13 protein-coding genes are annotated in these 17,183 nt (G+C 52.2%); 5 read left to right on the forward strand and 8 right to left on the reverse strand.

Translation table 11 applies throughout. The features are described 5' to 3' along the window. Positions 1-7: 7 nt before the first annotated feature. Positions 8-109 carry a hypothetical protein gene (locus tag RIC19_RS22280; RefSeq protein ID WP_345894594.1) on the reverse strand — a complete coding sequence of 34 codons (102 nt, stop codon included), beginning with the start codon at positions 107-109 and terminating at the stop codon, positions 8-10. Beyond that, a complete protein-coding gene (locus RIC19_RS22285; protein WP_350180610.1) occupies positions 106-276 on the reverse strand; it encodes a winged helix-turn-helix transcriptional regulator in 171 nt (56 codons plus the stop codon). Before RIC19_RS22285 ends, RIC19_RS22280 begins: the two co-directional genes overlap by 4 nt. 287 nt (positions 277-563) lie before the next feature. Between RIC19_RS22285 and RIC19_RS22290 the strand changes: the two genes are divergently transcribed. Then, positions 564-1,634 carry a M20 family metallo-hydrolase gene (locus RIC19_RS22290; protein WP_350180583.1) on the forward strand — a complete coding sequence of 357 codons (1,071 nt, stop codon included), beginning with the start codon at positions 564-566 and terminating at the stop codon, positions 1,632-1,634. Between the two features lie 12 nt (positions 1,635-1,646). On the opposite strand, the gene RIC19_RS22295 is transcribed toward RIC19_RS22290, so the two are convergent. Further along, positions 1,647-2,006 carry a hypothetical protein gene (locus RIC19_RS22295; protein ID WP_350180584.1) on the reverse strand — a complete coding sequence of 120 codons (360 nt, stop codon included), beginning with the start codon at positions 2,004-2,006 and terminating at the stop codon, positions 1,647-1,649. A 94-nt stretch (positions 2,007-2,100) separates the two neighbouring features. On the opposite strand from RIC19_RS22295, the gene argH reads away from it, so the two are divergent. Then, on the forward strand, positions 2,101-3,438 hold the full coding sequence (argH, locus tag RIC19_RS22300; protein WP_350180585.1) for an argininosuccinate lyase: 1,338 nt from the start codon (positions 2,101-2,103) through the stop codon (positions 3,436-3,438). Here argH and RIC19_RS22305 read toward each other — a convergent pair whose 3' ends face one another. Continuing rightward, complete coding sequence (locus RIC19_RS22305; protein WP_350180586.1) at positions 3,439-4,032, reverse strand: plasmid pRiA4b ORF-3 family protein; 594 nt, start codon at positions 4,030-4,032, stop codon at positions 3,439-3,441. It lies immediately after the preceding gene. 124 nt (positions 4,033-4,156) lie between these two features. Between RIC19_RS22305 and RIC19_RS22310 the strand changes: the two genes are divergently transcribed. Then, on the forward strand, positions 4,157-5,254 hold the full coding sequence (locus RIC19_RS22310) for an alkaline phosphatase (protein WP_350180587.1): 1,098 nt from the start codon (positions 4,157-4,159) through the stop codon (positions 5,252-5,254). A 332-nt stretch (positions 5,255-5,586) separates the two neighbouring features. Here the strand turns inward: RIC19_RS22310 and RIC19_RS22315 are convergent, their stop codons facing one another. The 4 genes from RIC19_RS22315 to rsfS all read right to left on the reverse strand — a co-directional run bounded on the left by RIC19_RS22315 (position 5,587) and on the right by rsfS (position 14,943). Further along, positions 5,587-7,989 carry a zinc-dependent metalloprotease gene (locus RIC19_RS22315; RefSeq protein WP_350180588.1) on the reverse strand — a complete coding sequence of 801 codons (2,403 nt, stop codon included), beginning with the start codon at positions 7,987-7,989 and terminating at the stop codon, positions 5,587-5,589. A gap of 829 nt (positions 7,990-8,818) precedes the next feature. After that, positions 8,819-11,257: a zinc-dependent metalloprotease gene (locus RIC19_RS22320; protein ID WP_350180589.1), complete on the reverse strand. Its 2,439-nt coding sequence runs from the start codon at positions 11,255-11,257 to the stop codon at positions 8,819-8,821. 984 nt (positions 11,258-12,241) lie between these two features. Then, entirely contained in the window at positions 12,242-14,344 is a 2,103-nt protein-coding gene (gene ftsH, locus RIC19_RS22325; protein WP_350180590.1) for an ATP-dependent zinc metalloprotease FtsH, read from the reverse strand. Between the two features lie 212 nt (positions 14,345-14,556). After that, positions 14,557-14,943 carry a ribosome silencing factor gene (gene rsfS, locus RIC19_RS22330; RefSeq protein ID WP_350180591.1) on the reverse strand — a complete coding sequence of 129 codons (387 nt, stop codon included), beginning with the start codon at positions 14,941-14,943 and terminating at the stop codon, positions 14,557-14,559. A gap of 137 nt (positions 14,944-15,080) precedes the next feature. Here rsfS and RIC19_RS22335 point away from each other — a divergent pair, with 137 nt between their 5' ends. Both RIC19_RS22335 and RIC19_RS22340 read left to right on the forward strand, forming a co-directional pair. Continuing rightward, a complete protein-coding gene (locus tag RIC19_RS22335) occupies positions 15,081-15,851 on the forward strand; it encodes a biotin--[acetyl-CoA-carboxylase] ligase (protein WP_350180592.1) in 771 nt (256 codons plus the stop codon). A 49-nt stretch (positions 15,852-15,900) separates the two neighbouring features. Next, positions 15,901-17,166 carry a competence/damage-inducible protein A gene (locus RIC19_RS22340; protein WP_350180593.1) on the forward strand — a complete coding sequence of 422 codons (1,266 nt, stop codon included), beginning with the start codon at positions 15,901-15,903 and terminating at the stop codon, positions 17,164-17,166. Positions 17,167-17,183 lie beyond the last annotated feature (17 nt).

Raw genomic sequence — 17,183 nt, forward strand, 5'->3', positions numbered from 1 at the left:
CACCTGCTTATTTAAAGTCATGCTCAATCCCCGCCTCCTTAATCAAATATATGCCATAGTCCCGTATGGCATGGATAATAGGGATGCAGGTTTTGCCTTTCTCTGTCATTGAATTTTCCACTTTTGGGGGGCAATACTGCGTATACTTCCCGGGTTAACGAAGCCCTCCGCTAGCTCCCTTAGCTGTGAGGTGAGTATCTTGTCGGTAATGTGCGGGATGCTTCGCTTCAACTCGCTGTAGCGCGTGACCTTGTCTTTTAGCCGCCACAGCGCCATGATCAAAGTTACAGTTTTTGATCTGTAATCGAGTCTGATCTATTAGGGGGCTAAAACAGCAATAGGTAAGGATTGATACCTCATATTAATATATTAATTTAGCATTAGTACCGTTCAAATAGAGTCACAACAACAACGTCTACAATGACTAACTGAAGACTCAGTACTAAATGAGACAGATAACAAGCCCGTCTGATTCGGGCAATTCTAACTACACTACCCTTACTCTTCGAACATAAATTTGATCAAATCCCCCTTAAATTACCGTCAAACTAGCCACAAAAGATATGAATACGCCACCACTTGCCGCCAATGCCATTGCCCTGCTGCGATCCCTCATCGCCACGCCTTCTTTCTCCCGCGAAGAAGAGAAGACGGCCGGGCTAATCGACCGTTTTCTGAAAGATGCAGGCCTAACTACGCACCAAAAAGGGCACAACATCTGGGCCTTCAACCGGCACTACGACGAAACCAAACCCAACGTACTGCTCAATTCCCACCACGATACCGTCAAGCCGGTGGCAGGCTGGACAAAAGACCCTTTCTCACCGGATATGGAAGAGGGCACGCTTTACGGCCTGGGCAGCAACGACGCCGGCGGTCCTCTCGTCAGCCTGATCGCCACTTTTTTGCACTTTTACGAACGGGAAGACCTGCCCTTCAACCTCATTCTGGCCGCTACAGCGGAGGAGGAGATCTCAGGTGCGAATGGCATAGCTGCGGTGCTCCCGGAACTCCCGGAAATTTCTGTAGGCATCATCGGGGAGCCTACGCAGATGCAGCTGGCCATAGCCGAGCGCGGCCTGATGGTGATTGATGCAGAAGTCACAGGTATCGCCGGGCATGCAGCCAGAAATGAGGGCGTCAACGCCATCTACCTGGCGCTAAAGGATATTGAGTGGATCCAACAGCACGATTTCGAGCGGGTAAGCCGCTTGCTGGGGCCGGTGAAGGCTACCGTGACGCAAATTAAAGCCGGCCATCAGCACAATGTGGTGCCCGACCGCTGCGACTTTGTGATCGATGTGCGCACCAATGAGCACTATACCAACGCGGAGGTGCTGGAATATCTGCAGATTCATACACAATCTATACTCGTGCCCCGCTCCCTGCGCCTCAACCCCAGTGGTACACCGGAAGACCACCCGCTGGTGCAGGCAGGTATCGCCCTGGGCATGTCTACCTACGGCTCGCCCACGCTCTCCGATCAGGCGCTCTGCCCTTTTCCTACCGTCAAAATAGGCCCCGGCGACTCCGCCCGTTCGCATACGGCGGATGAGTACATTAAGGTGTCGGAAGTGGAGGAAGGGATTGAGCGGTATATTAGGTTGTTGGAGGGGTATGTGGAGCGGGTGTAGAGAAGAGTTTAATTAATCCAGCATACCCAACAACTCTTCCAACGGCTCTTCAATATTAATCGCTTTAGCCTTAGCAAAGAAGTCTGCTTTGATTATCGGATGATAGTCTTGTTCTGCCTTCATTTCCTCAAGTGTGACATGCTTTCTCACTGGCTTTACGGAAGCCATATATGCAGGCATGCTTTCTAAAGACTGATTATCCTCCTCTTTTGATTGTCGGTTTTTCAATAGGAATGTTGACACCTCAAGCTCAGCCATCTCCGCAGCTTCCTGTGCAGATATGGTATGGTTTTTAAACAAAAAATGAGCAATCATTTCTTTGATCTGTCTACCTTCTAACTGGTCTGGTATTTTTAGCGTAAGCTCTTTCATCTCCTAAGTTTCTATTGCTAATAAACAAGAAACACTAAATTAGCCATTTTTAGTTCATTCGCCGCAGCACCTGTGCTCATAACAAGCAGCAATTATGAAACTCTGGCAAAAATCCTACACCCTCGACCAGCAAATTGAAGCCTTCACCGTAGGGCAGGACCGCGAACTCGATGCCTACCTGGCGCCCTGGGATATCCTCGGCTCTCTGGCGCATGTGCAGATGCTCACTAAAATCGGGCTGATTACCGAAGAGGAACTGACCCAGCTGCAAGCCGCCCTGCGCCGACTGTATAGAAAGGCAACCGAAGAAGGCATGGCCGTGGAGGCAGGCATGGAAGACATCCACTCCCAGGTGGAATATATGCTGACTGAAGAGCTGGGCGATATTGGCAAAAAAATACACGCAGGCCGCTCCCGCAACGATCAGGTGCTGGTGGATCTGCGGTTGTACTTCCGCTCGGAGATAGAGGAAGTCACTCACCTCATGGGCGAGCTGTTTCAAACCCTTTTACAGCTTGCCGAACAGCATAAAGACATTCTGCTGCCCGGCTACACCCACTACCAGGCGGCTATGCCCTCCAGCTTCGGGCTGTGGTTTAGCGCTTACGCGGAAAGCCTGGTGGACGACCTGCGGCTGTGGCAGGGTATTTATCAAACCATCAATCACAATCCGCTTGGCTCAGCGGCCGGTTACGGCGCCTCCTTCCCGCTCGACCGTCGCATGACCACCGAACTGCTGGGGTTTGAAGACCTGAGCTACAACGTGGTGCATGCTCAGATGGGGCGCGGCAAGTCCGAACAGCAACTGAGCTACGGCATAGCGGGCACTGCGGCTACCCTGGGCAAGCTCGCTGCCGACGTGGTGCTTTATGTCAGCCAGAATTTTGCCTTTTTATCCTTTCCGGACGAGCTGACGACCGGCTCCAGCATTATGCCCCACAAGAAAAACCCGGATGTGTTCGAGCTGCTGCGCGCCCGGTGCAACAGCCTTCAGGCCCTGCCCGTTCAAATCAGCCAGTTGACCGCCGGTTTGCCTTCCGGCTACCATCGAGATTTCCAATTGTTGAAAGAAGCCATCTTCCCTGCCCTGCAGCAGCTTAAGCAGTGCCTGAGCATTCTCAACTACGCCCTGCCCCACGCCCGCCCGGCGGAGCGGCTGCTGGAAGACGAGCGCTACCGCTACCTCTTCAGCGTGGAAGCGGTCAATCAGCTGGTGCTCGAGGGCAAGCCCTTCCGGGAAGCCTACCAGATTGTGGGCGGACAGATTGCTAACGGCAGCTTCGAGCCACCCCGTGAGCTGAAACACACGCACGAAGGGAGTATTGGGAATTTATGCCTGCCGGAAATCCGGACGAAGTGGGAACGTACCGCTCAGGGCTTCCCCTTTGAGCAGGTTGAAAAAGCCATTCGGCAATTGGTACAAAAAGGTTAATCAAAATAGTTCGTCGTAAGCGTCCGCTGCGTTTTTGTACCACTCAATCATACGATCGTGTGCCTGAGCCTGGTCAAATTCGCTCACATCCCATTTTTCGAGGCCCGTCCATTCCACCATACCTTCGTGGTCTTCGTGCTTAGGGTCGTTGATGGCTTCCACCAGGTGGTAGTAGCCCCAAATACCACCGCAATCTTCGGTCGGACAGGCGCCTTCACCTTTGAGTAGCTTAGGGTAGGTTTCGCCCGGTTCTGCTTCCAGTACTTTCTGTACCTCTACGGCGTGTTCCCACCCATCTCCGAAGTCATATTCGTAGATCAGGGTGTCGCCTTTGGCGCTAAGGTAGTCTTGTACCTTTTCCTCGCGGCCGTCCTGCGTCTCATCCATATCGAACTCGTCTGGCATTCCGATGCTGAAATTTCGCCGCCGATCGGTAAAAGCATGCAGATGGCTGTTGGTCCAGCCCATGGCACCCTGTATAATCGCATGCAGCTGCTGAAAGTCCAGCCCTGCCGGGATTTGTAACTGCCGCCAAATGGAGGGCTTTTGGGAGCCCATCAGCGTTATTTTGAGCTGAAAAATGGTTTGGCTCATCGGGTATCCTCTTTTTTTAACTGTGATTGCAAAATTGCCTTTTGGGAGTGTCCGAGTCAAGGCATAAAGTTAACTTTTAAGCAATATCAAAACCTTACCTTTGTCAAAAACTGCATTACGCGATATGAAAAAGCTACTCTTCCTTCTCGCCACTATCCTCGTGGTACAGAGCTGCAACAACAGTTACCAGCAAATAGCCATCCGTAAAAAGCCGAAAAATGTGATCCTGCTGATTGGGGACGGCATGGGGCTGACGCAGATGTCTACCGCTTTTTATTATCAGGATAAAACACCCAGTTTTACCCGTTTTCAGCATATTGGTTTGCACCAGAATGAACCCACTGACGCTACGATTACCGACTCGGCGGCCGGGGCAACGGCATTTTCAACTGGCTATAAATCCTACAACAGCGCCATCGGGGTAGATAAAGATACGATTGCCCGGGAGACGATCCTCGAGATGGCTGCAGCCCGCGGTCAGGCTACCGGTGTCATCGCTACTTCCTCTATTACCCACGCTACGCCGGCTTCCTTTTTCGCGCATGTTGCAAACCGCGGCATGGCGGACGAAATTGCGGCTCAGCTATCCACAGCGCCTGTCGATTTCTTTGCGGGTGGAGGCATTGAGTTCTTTGCCCGCCGTAAGGATGGCAAAAATTACCTGGATTCTCTTGCCGCTTACGGTTACCTGGTGGATACTACTGCGCTTGCCAGGCCTGCAGCCTGGGATTATAGTAAAAAGTATAGCTACCTCCTGGCTTCCGATGGCATGCCAAAAATGTCAGAAGGCAGGGGAGACTTCTTACCTGATGCTACCGCTATGGCTATTGATTTTCTTGCTCAGGACAAAGGCGGCTTTTTCCTCATGGTGGAAGGCTCTCAAATTGACTGGGGCGGGCATGCGAACGATGGTGATTACATCATTGAGGAAGTAAAAGACTTCGATAAAGCGATTGATGTGGCGCTGGATTTCGCTGAAAGGGATGGGAATACATTGGTTATCGTTACCGCTGACCACGAGACCGGCGGGATGTCGCTTTCTGCCGCAGAGGTGCGCATGCAGCGGACTTATGAGCACCTTCAGCCCACCTTTAGCACCGGCGGCCACTCTGCCACGCTCATTCCGGTTTATGCCTATGGGCCTGGCGCAGCTAAGTTCCAGGGTATTTACCAAAACAACGATATCTTCAGTCTGATGCTGCAGGCGCTGCGCTGGGAATAGGGTTTTAAGGCATGTTATACGCCCCTCGGGCACAATAGACTTGATGCGTCGGGGATCATTACAGGGTTAAAATAGCGCTGCCTCTTCCTATCCCGGTTCTACCGGGATGCCTTTTTTCAGTCCATTAGCTCAGGCTAAGCTCCTGAAATACCGGTTATTACCGGGACGTGTGGTTGAAAATAGCTCATTTTCCCCACTGCACTGATCCGACGCATCAAGTCTATTGTGCCGGGGGGAGTATATAAAAAACGCCCGGTACAGGCTTCATTGCTGTACCGGGCGCTGCTATTTCAATAGCAACGAGCTCCAAACAAGCTCTAAGCTATTAGTGCTTAGCGGCTAATGACCGCTCGTTCTACAAACTGCCGGCCGTCTTGTGTCAAACGGATCAGGTAGGTGCCCTCAGGCAGTTGATTGGTCTGAATCGGGAAGGTATTCGCCCCGGTTGCAGCCTGTTCGGTGAAAGCCTGCAGGGTACGGCCCATGAGGTCGAGCAGTTCGACTTCCACTGCCCCAGCATCGGTTGCCCGGTATTGCAAGTGTACCAGGTCTTGTGCCGGATTTGGGAAAATACGGAAGCCTGCGCCTTTGCTCAGGTCGTTGCTTTCCAGGCCGCTTGCGTTGGCCAGCCCTGTACCATTATCTTCCCCTGGCAATGAGGAGCCAATGGTAATGGTATAATCCTCTACCTCACCGTACGGGAAGGCTTCGCAGGAAGTAGGGTAGGCGTTATACTTCATGGCTACCCGCAGTCGGGTGGTGCCAGGCGTGGCGCTGGAAGAGACACTCAGGGTGCCCGACAAGGTGCCGGTGCCCGAGCCTTGCCCGATTTGCTCGCCTGCATCTGTGAAGTCCCCATCCCGGTTGTAGTCGACCCATAAGCGCCAGTATTCCGTATAGGTAGAACTGGAGAAGCCAGGGACAAGGGTAACGGATACAGTACCGCCGGGCGTCAGTGCCGTGGAGAGGTTGGTATAATCGCCGTAGCCGCCATCGTTACCAGAGTTGTTGTTGATGCTGCCAAACTGCAGGCGCTGAATCCATTCGAAGGAGCTGTTGTTGCCCTGAGAGCCGCAGTAGCTTGGCGGTGGCGGCGGTGGGGTACTGCCCACGCAGAAATTAGTCGTTTCGCTGTTGGTGAAGTTGCCGCCAGAGGCCAGTACAGTACTGCCATCAGTGAGGCTGTAGGAACCATTGCCATAGGCACAGCAGATGCCATCACCGTAGCTGTCGAAGATGGTGAAATCGTAGCAGCCGTTGGGCAGGCAGAGGTCTTCAGTGACCGTGGAGCCAGCGCCGCTGTACGAGCCGCCGGAAGCTACCGCTATACCGCTGCTGTTGAGGACTTCCCAAGTGGTCTCACCGGGGTAATTGTCCAGGTTGATGGTCAGGGTTACCTCGTTGTCGTCGCAAGCGGGGCCACCACCGCCGCCGCCATCACAAGCCTGCAGGCAGGAAGCATTAGACACGCGGTTGCGGATGACATTACCAGGCTGTGGCCCGAAGCCCAGGTTGAAGTTAATACCTACGCTTTGTACATGGCAGTAGCTCATAATAGTACCGCCGTTGCTTGGGAAACCGGGAAGCGAACAAGAGCCTTCAGTACCTCCGGCGCAGCCATCAATTGCGGTGTTGTTGCCGTTCCAGACGCAGGCGTGGGTGTGCCGTGAGCCGAAGAGGTGCCCAAACTCGTGCGTCACCACCATAATGGTAAAGGAGTAGGTTGGTACCTGAGCATAAGTAGAACCGATAGAGGAAAAGCAAAGGCTGTTGTCTGGATTGCTGTTGCAAAGCCCGGAGAAACCAGCGGCGATACCCCCGCTTGCCTGATAGGAAAGCAAGTGCCCCAGGTCACCGTTCACCCCGTTGCGATAGCTTTGAAAGTCTGAAAGCATGCCAGAGCTGGAAGAACTGGAGTAAGGGCTCGTAGCACTCCAAACGAAAATTTCAGAGATCACGGTGTTGATATTCTCATTGGCGTAAAGCGTGGCCGCCTCGTTGGCAATACCAGTCACGTAGTTGGTCGCCCCTTGTGTACCGCCTTTATTTTGGAAGATGTCGTAATCTACTTCGTAGTACAGGCGTACACAATCGCTGAGGGCACGGGTGCCAATCTGTGGTTGCAGCTCCTCCCGGGTGTAGCCTACGCCATCATCCGGCGTACCGCACTCATAAGCCATTTGCTGCAGCACATCACTATCGTTGTACAGGATGTAGCGGGCTTCGTTCCGGTTGCCTTCGAGCTGTCCGAGTACCAGGTTGCCCGTAGCATTCGAGCTGAAGAGCCCCATCATACCGTCCTCGAAAACACTGAGGGAAGCTACTGAAGTTTCTTCGCCTTTGATGACCCCACGGTAGTGTACCCCGTAGTCTACCTCTGCCGGAGCTTCTGTTTGACTGTCGGTAACCTGGAAATCATCGGTGAACAAGTTCACTTTGACGAGCTCTATTTCCAGCTGGTTACGATGGGTGGAAGGCAGCGCAAACGTGATTTGGTCGGGCTGCTCGGCGTGGAGCTGCTGTACGATTTCGTCCCGCATTTCAAGCAGGTCGTATTGCTGCGGGGCTTCGTCCCCGAGGTTGGCTCTGTCTGCCGATAAGTCAAACGCCGTAACCGTTTGGAAGGCCGCGCCTTTGTTTTTTTCCGCCTGTACCAGCTCGGCAGGCTTCAGTATGCCTTGCCCAAACAGGGAAAAGGCGAGTAAACAATAAATTGTAGTGAGTAGAGATTTCATACTAATTATTAAAGAGGTTAAAGAATTTAGGTGTCTGTCTTTGCGCCTGCGCACAGGACTGCTGGGGCTGGCCCGTTTCCGTGGAAAGCAGGCAGCATAGGGCTGTACAAACCTGACACCGCATTTGCAGGTGTCAAATGCACAAGCAATACTGGACTTGATGATGTTAGCGCTTGCCGGGTATTCATCAGTTGGCTAAGCGTAGCAGAATTAATTTTATACGCGATTGGTTTTTGGCGGCACGTCTGCTTTGTGGTAGCCGTGCACGGCTGCAAAATCACCTCATTTAAAATCAAATATGCTCACTTTTGCTCAACCCTGAAGGCCTGAACAAGCGCACAACTGCAATTGCTGTCCTGAGTTCAAAACTCAGGCAGGCGTTACTATCCGATACTGTTTAGGTACATCAGTACCTGCGGGTGAATAATATCCTGTAGGAGCACAGGAGAGTGTTGGTTCTGGTAAGAAGCTGTAGTACTTTTCTAATACAACCAGGGTGTATATTAAAGTTTGGATCCAAAAGAAAAGCCCGGGGTTTATTTCGTCTCGACGGGGATAAATGTAACAAAAATTGATGTATGAGCAAAAAAAAAGGATAATAGACGTTAGTTTTTTTGAAAAAAGAGCGCTGCGGCTCCTTTGCCACAGCGCTCGAAATTCACACAATTAATGCCATGTCTTTACAGCTCGGGTCTGAGCGTATGTTTGGAGCACCTTTACGTTGCAAATCAGCGCTTCATGAACCCCCGCAGAAATGCGGGGCAGGCTATGGCGTCCGGTTTTTTCGGTCACTTAGCCCGCTAAACGCCCTCCAAAATCCCAACAAGCGCTAAAACCTGGAAACGGTAAATTTATCTACCCAATATTGCTGTCCGGCCTGTACCCGTACCACATAGGTGCCGGCCGGCAGTTGGCTGACATTAAGCTGCTGCTGTAGGGTGCCCGGCATCCAAACCGGGGTATTCACAGGCATTTGCTGACCGGTCAGGGAATAGACTTCCACACTTGCCGGTTGGTTTTGCGGGCTGCCGAGCTGTAGGGTAAGCATGTCTCCAACCGGATTGGGGAACAAGCTCAGCTCAGCCTGCGGCGTGCTTTCTTCCAGTGCGGCGAGAGGCGTGCCTAATCCAGTGCTACCGGCACAGTCTTCCCCTTCATAAATGAGGATATTCCGGAAGTAGGAATTGCCATTTCGGGGCGACCGGTCGTGGTCGGCCGCAAAGAAAAGATACTGGAATTCACCGGTATAAAACTCACCGATGGGGATGGTATACTTCTTCCAAATGGATCCGCCAGGGTAGTTGTCGTAATTGCCATAGCCCCAGTTTTGTACACCGTGTAGCCGGATCAGGCGGTTGGAAGAAATGCTGGTGTTCTCATCAAAGCCAATGCCATGGATTTCACCCTGACGGGTAGCACCGAACTCGAGTTCGATTACGGTATTGGGCGTTACCTCGTAGTTCACTTCAATCGCTTTCCAGGCGTTGTTCTGAATGCGTAAGACTTCTCCATCACTCAGCAGGTCGTAGGAACCAGCATCCTGAGGCCCGCCAAAAGAAAGGATGTCATATTCCGTGAAGTCAATGGGCAGGCAGTTGTTGTTCCCGGGTCCGGGTGCTTCCGTGGGCAGGCAGAAGTTGACTTCTTCGCCCGTACCGAAGGCTCCGCCCGTGGCCAGTAGCAATCCGCTGGTATCGATCAGGGTATAGAACCCTTCCCCGAAATCGCAGCAGATGCCATCGCCGTAGGTGTCCCGGATTTCGAATACGTAGCAGCCTTCCTTCAGGCAGAGCGTCTCGTTGATTTCGGTACCGTTGGTGGAGTTGGGGTAGGGGCCGCCGCTGTACTGCAGTTCACCGCTCGTGTCCCGGATTTCCCAGGTGGTTTCAATACCATAGGCATCAAGGACGATCGCCAGCTCAACTTCCTGGCCAGCGCAGGTATCACCGCCCCCGCCTCCATCGGTATCGCAGGCTTGCAGGCAGGAGGCATCAGCTACGGCATTGCGCAGCACATTGCCCGGCTGAAAGCCAAACCCTTTGCTGAAATTGATGCCAACGCTCCGCAGGTGGCAGTAGCTCATCATCGTTCCGCCATCCGAGGGCCATCCCGGAGAAGCGCAGTTCCCTTCCGTGTAGCCGGCACAGTCGTCGATTGCCGTATTATTACCATTCCAGGCGCAGGCGTGGGTATGACGGGCACCGAAGGAGTGGCCAAGCTCGTGTGCTACCACCATTACCGAGAAGGAATAGGTGGGCACATCGGCGTAAGTGGCGTTGATACTGCTGAACCCATGGCGTGGGGCGTAATCGTTGCACAAACCAGATAGATAGGCAATACCTCCTGAGGCCTGATAGCTGATCAGTTGCGCCAGGTCACCGTTAAAGGTGGGGCGCTCGTTCACAAACTGGGTCAGGATGACGTAGCTGTTGTTGCCGTTGTAGGGGCTGATCTGGTCCCAGAGCAGCATTTCTGACAACCGGATGTTGATGTTCTCATTGGCGTACAGGGTGGCCACCTGGTTAAACAGCCCGGTGATGTAGTTGGCTGCACCGGTGGTGCCCCCTTTGCTTTGTACCACGTCGTAATCTACTTCCAGGTAGACCTGCACACAGTCTCCGGGGCCACGCTCTTCAACCACGGGTTGGAGTTGTTCCGGGCGGTAGTCAGGCCCATCGTCTGATGTGGCACAGTCGAATGGCAGTTCTTTGAGGACATCATGGTCGTTGTAGAGGATATATTCCTGTGGCGACCGGGCTTCCTGCTTCTTGCCGAGCACCAGATTGCCCTGGCCGGGCGTGCTAATGAGCCCGATAACTTCATCCTCGAAGAAGCTCAGTGCCACCACAGAGGCCGGGTCGCCTTTTACCACGCCACGGTAATGAGCAGCGAGGGGCGCCTTCACCGGCTGCCCGGTGGAAGCGGCAACGGCTACGAAGCCTGAGCTGAGTGGATTGATGCGCACCAGCTCTAATTCAATAGATGCCGAGCGCCCTCTGTCGGGTAAGGATAATTCAAGCGCAGCGGGTTGCTGATGGACCAATGCGGAAAGCGATTCTTCGTCAAGTTGAAGCAGGGTGTAATCATGGGCCTCGAGTTGCCGGCCGGGTACGTAATCAGTGTGTTGAGAGAAGGTAAATAAGTTAAGCTGTTCAAATGCCGTACGTTCGTTTTTAGTAGTGTTTATTAAGTCAATGGGTTTGAGGCCTTCTTGCGCAAAAACAAGTAGTGACGCTAGCAATGCTAGCAGAGTAAGTGGGAATCTCATGTTGTAAAACGGTTTTTGGTTAACAATCGGTTCTTGTCCTCAATCAGTCGTATAGGCATACCGATCCTGTTTGCTGACAGTCCAGTCATTGTCAGCAGACGAGTATTTGTATAGTTTCCGGTCCGGCAGCTCTCAGTAGAGCCGGGACCGCTGGCCAGTTTGCACCCTTGAAATGAACCGTACGAACGGCATAGCAAGAGGAACATACTGACACTCGCTGCAGGGTAGGCCTCAGAAGCTTACGCCTCTAGAGCATGAAGCTTGCCCGTAGCTTGGTTTTCATAAGATTATGGTCTGAATGCAAATAGGTCTGCCTGATTCAAATCGACAAAAGGCATTTACTCAGTGCAGGGAGCCAATCCTGATGCCTGATGCCAATAATGTTGGCTGATCGCGATCGCAAAAGACGGCAGCTACAGGGTAGTATATACTACCGCTGTGATGTACCGTTTGCGTTTTCTCAAGGTAAGTTTGTATTGAATTTCGTTCTCAGAAAAGTGATAAGAAAGAATAACACCTTAGTCCCTCCTGCCGAAGCCTTCCTGGTAAAGGAGGGCTTTCCGGGCAAAAGGATTTTAAGCGGACTTGCTTCCCAAGCACTTTTTGGTTTGATGGACGATGCGGGTATGCCCCACAACTGATTAGGATGCCTCAAAGTTAACAGGTTTTAAACACATTAGCAAAGTATTAAACTAAAAAATTTTCTATATGAAAATTTTACTAAATTGTTTGGGCAGATGGCAATTTCCCGCACCTGCCGTTCGTTTCCATTGGTTTGTTGAGGTTGGCATAGGTAGCAAAGCAGGTCTTTTGACTTAAACATGCTTTGTAATCATCAGCCCGGGCGTATAAATCAGGCTTCTTAACGAGGCATTAACAAACTCTTATTGCCAAGCATAAAAAAGCCCCGGCCGCGTTCATTTGACGCAACCGGGGCTCTTTGTTTCTAAGAGCGTGTTGGGACTTTAGTAATCGGCCTGCAAACTACACTTTTTTGGTAGGCGATTCTTCTTCCTGAGGCTTATCCTGCCCGTTTCCATTAGCATGGCCCTCAGGTTGGTCTGCAGGCGCTTCGGGATGAACCTCTGTTGCTGTGCTGTCTTTTTTAGCAGGCTTCATATGGCCCGCAATATGGTCATCAAAACCGCTCTCGGGGTCATCTTCAGCTTCACTTGACCGCTTACCAAGCAAGCGCTCGACATCAGACTTCAGCAATACCTCTTTATCCAGCAGGATTTCCGCTAGTTTTTCCAGATCGTCCCGGTGCTCAGTCAGCAGCTCCTTTGCACGGATATACTGAGACTCCACAAGTTTGCGTACTTCTCCATCAATGAGAGAAGCCGTCTCATCGGAGTAAGGGCGTTGGAACTGATCCTGAGACATGCCGTAGAAGGAAACCTGGCCAACCTTTTCGTTCATGCCGAAAACGGTGATCATGCTGTAGGCCATTTTGGTCACCTGATCCAGGTCATTTTGTGCCCCGGTTGATATCTTGTTGAAAACAATAGACTCGGCAGCCCGTCCCCCAAACGTCATGCACATCCGGTCCAGCAACTGCTCGGTACGGGTAATGTATTCTTCCTTTGGCAGGTATTGGGCGTAGCCCAAAGTACCAACGCCCCTGGGCACAATTGTTACCTTAACCAGAGGAGAAGCGTGTGGCAGGAACCATCCGCAGATAGCATGCCCGGCTTCGTGATAGGCAATGATCTTCTTCTCATTGGGGGCAATGAGCTTGTTCTTTTTCTCCAGCCCGCCAATGATGCGGTCGAGGGCAAAGTTGAAGTCGTCCATATCCACGGCCTGCTTATTGCGGCGGGCAGCAACGAGAGCGGCTTCATTACAAATGTTGGCAATATCAGCACCCGCAAACCCTGGCGTCATTTCAGCCAGTGCATCTGCTTTGACATCTTCAGAGATTTTGATGTTACGCAGGTGGACTTTGAAAATGGACATCCGTCCTTTCAGGTCAGGCCGGTCAATACCAATCTGACGGTCGAAGCGGCCCGGGCGCAGCAGTGCGCTATCCAGTACATCCGGGCGGTTGGTGGCCGCCATCAGGATGACCCCTTTGTCGGTGCTAAAGCCGTCCATCTCCACCAGCAGCTGATTGAGGGTATTTTCCCGCTCATCGTTCCCGCCTTGCATATTGCCACGGCCACGGGCCCGGCCAATCGCGTCGATCTCATCAATGAAGATGATACAGGGGGCTTTTTCACGGGCTTGCTTAAACAAGTCACGTACCCGCGAGGCACCGACGCCCACAAACATCTCTACAAAATCAGAGCCGGAAATGGTGAAGAAGGGCACACCTGCCTCACCGGCCACCGCTTTGGCAAGGAGCGTTTTACCGGTACCCGGAGGGCCAACGAGCAGCACACCTTTAGGGATTTTGCCACCCAGTGCGGTATATTTCTTAGGGTTTTTCAGGAAGTCCACAACCTCCATAACTTCTTCTTTAGCTTCGTCCAGCCCGGCGACATCCTGAAAGGTGACGTTCACCTTACTGTTTTGGTCGAAGAGGGTCGCCTTCGATTTACCAATATTGAAAATTTGTGCACCCGGGCCTCCTGCACCACCGCTTACCCGGCGCATGATGAAAATCCAGATAGCCACAACGATGATAATCGGCAGCACCCACCCCAGTAGTGGCGTGAGCCAGTTCTGCCGGGTCTCAAAAGTAGGGTAAATCCGTTCAGACTCCGGAATTTCTGCCTGTTCCTGCGTGCTGGCCAACCAATCCTCAAAGGCTTCTACCGATCCGACTTCCAGCCAGTACTGATAGTTCTCTCCGCTGAGAGAAGACCGGCTCTCGGCATCTTTGTAGAACTCCGTCTTTTGCTCCAGCGCCTGCCGTTTGATGTAGATATAGCCCCGCTTTTGATTGACGACCACGAGCTTTTCCACGTCCTGATCGGCGATCATGTCACCAAGCTTCTGCCGGCTGACTTGCTCCATAGTGCCCTCCGACATGCTGTAGAAGTTCAGGGCGAGAAGGAACAGGGCGATGATGCCGTAAATCCAATAGGAATTGAATTTTGGCCCGGTCGGCTTGTCTTTATCTTCTTGATTATTCTTGTTCTCCATTAAAATATACGTTTATCGAAATCAGGAAGGGCTGCGCCCGGTCCTATCTGATTGTAATGCTTACTGCCTTAGCGGAGGCCCAAAATTAGGATATTTCCGCAATACGGGTGCTCAGAAGCACCATACCCGGGGGTATGTACTCCCGGAAATTTATGTAGTAACGTTCTTTCCGATATTTCGTTGCCAGAATTCGGCCAAGAGTGCTTTGCAGACTATAAACTCTCGTATTCTGTAACCCGTGCGTCACTCCAAAGGCTCTCCAATTCGTAAAAAGAACGGCGTTCTTTATGAAATACATGAGCTACAGTAGTGAAGTAGTCAATGCAGACCCAAAGCGCGTTTCGGTCGCCCTCCACGTGGCTGGCAAAAGTGTCCGCTTCTTTTTTTAGCCGCTTTTGAATGTGATCGGCAATGGCCTTTACTTGAGTATTAGAGTCGCCTTCGCAAATGATGAAGTAATCAGTAGGCGCATCTTCCAGCTTTCGCATATCCAGCTTGATGATGTTTTTACCTTTGATGTCCTGAATACTTTCAATGATCAATTCGTTTAGCGCCTCCGTAGTGAGTTCGCGTTGTTGAACTTTGGTGTGTGAATTCAAACTCAGGTTTTATTAATTTTGCAATGAAAAATTGAGGCATTTGGCCGTCAGGCTATAGCCCCGATGTATTATCAGGTTCTGAGGTGGTATAATCCCCTTCGGGCTTACAACAAATAAAATTATCAAATAATTTGCTCTTGCCTAACAAAAACACCCTTTTTATCGGAAAGGTTGTTCACGATTTTCAGGCGTTATCTTCAACCAACAGCTACGCACAAAACTTACTTGCAAAAAGCAAACCAATTGAAGGAACGGTCATTTCGGCAGCTACTCAAACGGAAGGCCGGGGACAAATTGGCAGTAAGTGGGAAAGCCCGGGGGGGCAGAGCTTGTCATTGAGTGTCATTTTGTACCCTGGGTTTTTGGTGGCCCGCAAGCAATTCGAGCTTAATATGGTGACCGCCCTTGCCCTGCGGGACACGCTGTCTGTGTACGCCCGGTCTACGGTATGGGTAAAGTGGCCCAATGATATTTATCTCGGTCATCGTAAAGTGGCGGGTATCCTCATTCAAAACCAGCTCTCCGGGCAACAGGTGCAGCATAGCATCATCGGTACCGGCGTCAATATTAATCAGCCTTCCTTCCCTCCGGAGCTGCCGGGTGCAACGTCGTTGTACCTCGATACGGGCAACAGGCATGACCTGCCTGCCGTCGCCTCCGCCTATCTTCATACTCTCGAACAGCGGTACCTCCAACTGCGGGGCGGGCAACACGTGCGCCTCAAGCGTGACTACTACCAGCATTTACTGGGCTATCAGGAACAGCGGACTTATCGCCTGCCCAACGGCGAGGAATTTGTTGCCGAAGCAGCGGGGGTTGATGAAACCGGGCGTTTGCTGCTCCGCATGGGAGGGCAGCTAAAAGCCTTCGGTTTGAAAGAAATTAGCCTGGTGCCAGATTATTCGTGATAACACGCAACAAATACCGTGTTTCGCTTTTTTCTTCAAAAAGGCTTTCATGAATGCACACCTGATCACAATAGGTGACGAAATACTTATCGGGCAGATTGTAGATACCAATTCGGCCTGGATGGGGCAGCAGCTCAATCTGAATGGGGTCAACGTCACGGGCATCTCTACCGTATCCGACGACGTTGGTGGAATACAAAGTGCCCTGGCACAAGGGCTTAAATCTGCTGACGTCGTCCTGATTACGGGTGGGTTGGGCCCTACCAAAGATGATATTACCAAAAAGGTACTGGCCGAATTTACCGGAGGGGGGCTGGTTTTCCATGAGCAGACCTATCAGCGCATCGAACGCTTCTTCCATCAATTGGGGCGGCAGCCCACCGAGGCGCATCGTTTGCAGTCATTCATGCCTGATAATGCAGTTTTGCTCCCCAACCGTATGGGGACCGCACCCGGGATGTGGTTCGAATTTGAGGGCAAGGTGATCGTTTCCATGCCTGGCGTGCCCTACGAGATGAAAGCCATTATGCAGCAGGAGGTCCTGCCCCGGATTAGGGAACGCTATCCAGTGGCGCGCATTGCACACCGGACGTTGCTGACGGCAGGAGAGGGGGAGTCGCGTATTGCGGAACGGGTAGCGGATCTCGAAGCAGCCCTGCCACCGCATATTAAGCTGGCCTACCTGCCTAACCTGGGGCGGGTCAGATTGCGGTTGAGCAGCCGGGGCAGCCAATCCACTGACTACCTGGACGAACTAGAGGGCTGGGCGAGCCGTTTCAGGGAAAGGGTAGCAGACCTCTTATTTGGAGAGGAAGAAGACCGGCTGGAAGCGGTGGTCGGGCAAATGCTCAAAGCGCACGGGTTATGGCTGTGTACGGCAGAAAGCTGCACAGGTGGGTACCTGGCTCACCTGATTACAAGTATTCCTGGTTCCTCCGCTTACTTCAGAGGAGGGATTGTAGCCTATAGTAATGCCCTGAAAATGGGAAAACTGGGGGTCAGAGAAAGCACCCTTGAGCAGGAAGGGGCGGTAAGCGAAGCGACGGTAAGAGAGATGGTCGCAGGCACACTGGCGCATTTCGGTGGTGACATCGCAATCGCTATTTCCGGCGTTGCCGGCCCGGGGGGCGGGTCTCCGGAAAAGCCGGTTGGCACGATATGGCTAGCTGTGGGCAATCGGAACGGAACGGAAACCCGCCTGCTACAGGCAGGAAAAGACCGGGAAAAAAACATTGAGTACACCGGTGCGCATGCCCTTAACTTCATCCGGCAGTTTCTCAACAAACATTATCCGGCCGCTGCTGTGGAAAACTAGACAGACCAAAGCAGCAT

The organism is Phaeodactylibacter sp., assembly GCF_040219495.1.
Lineage (GTDB): Bacteria > Bacteroidota > Bacteroidia > Chitinophagales > Saprospiraceae > Phaeodactylibacter.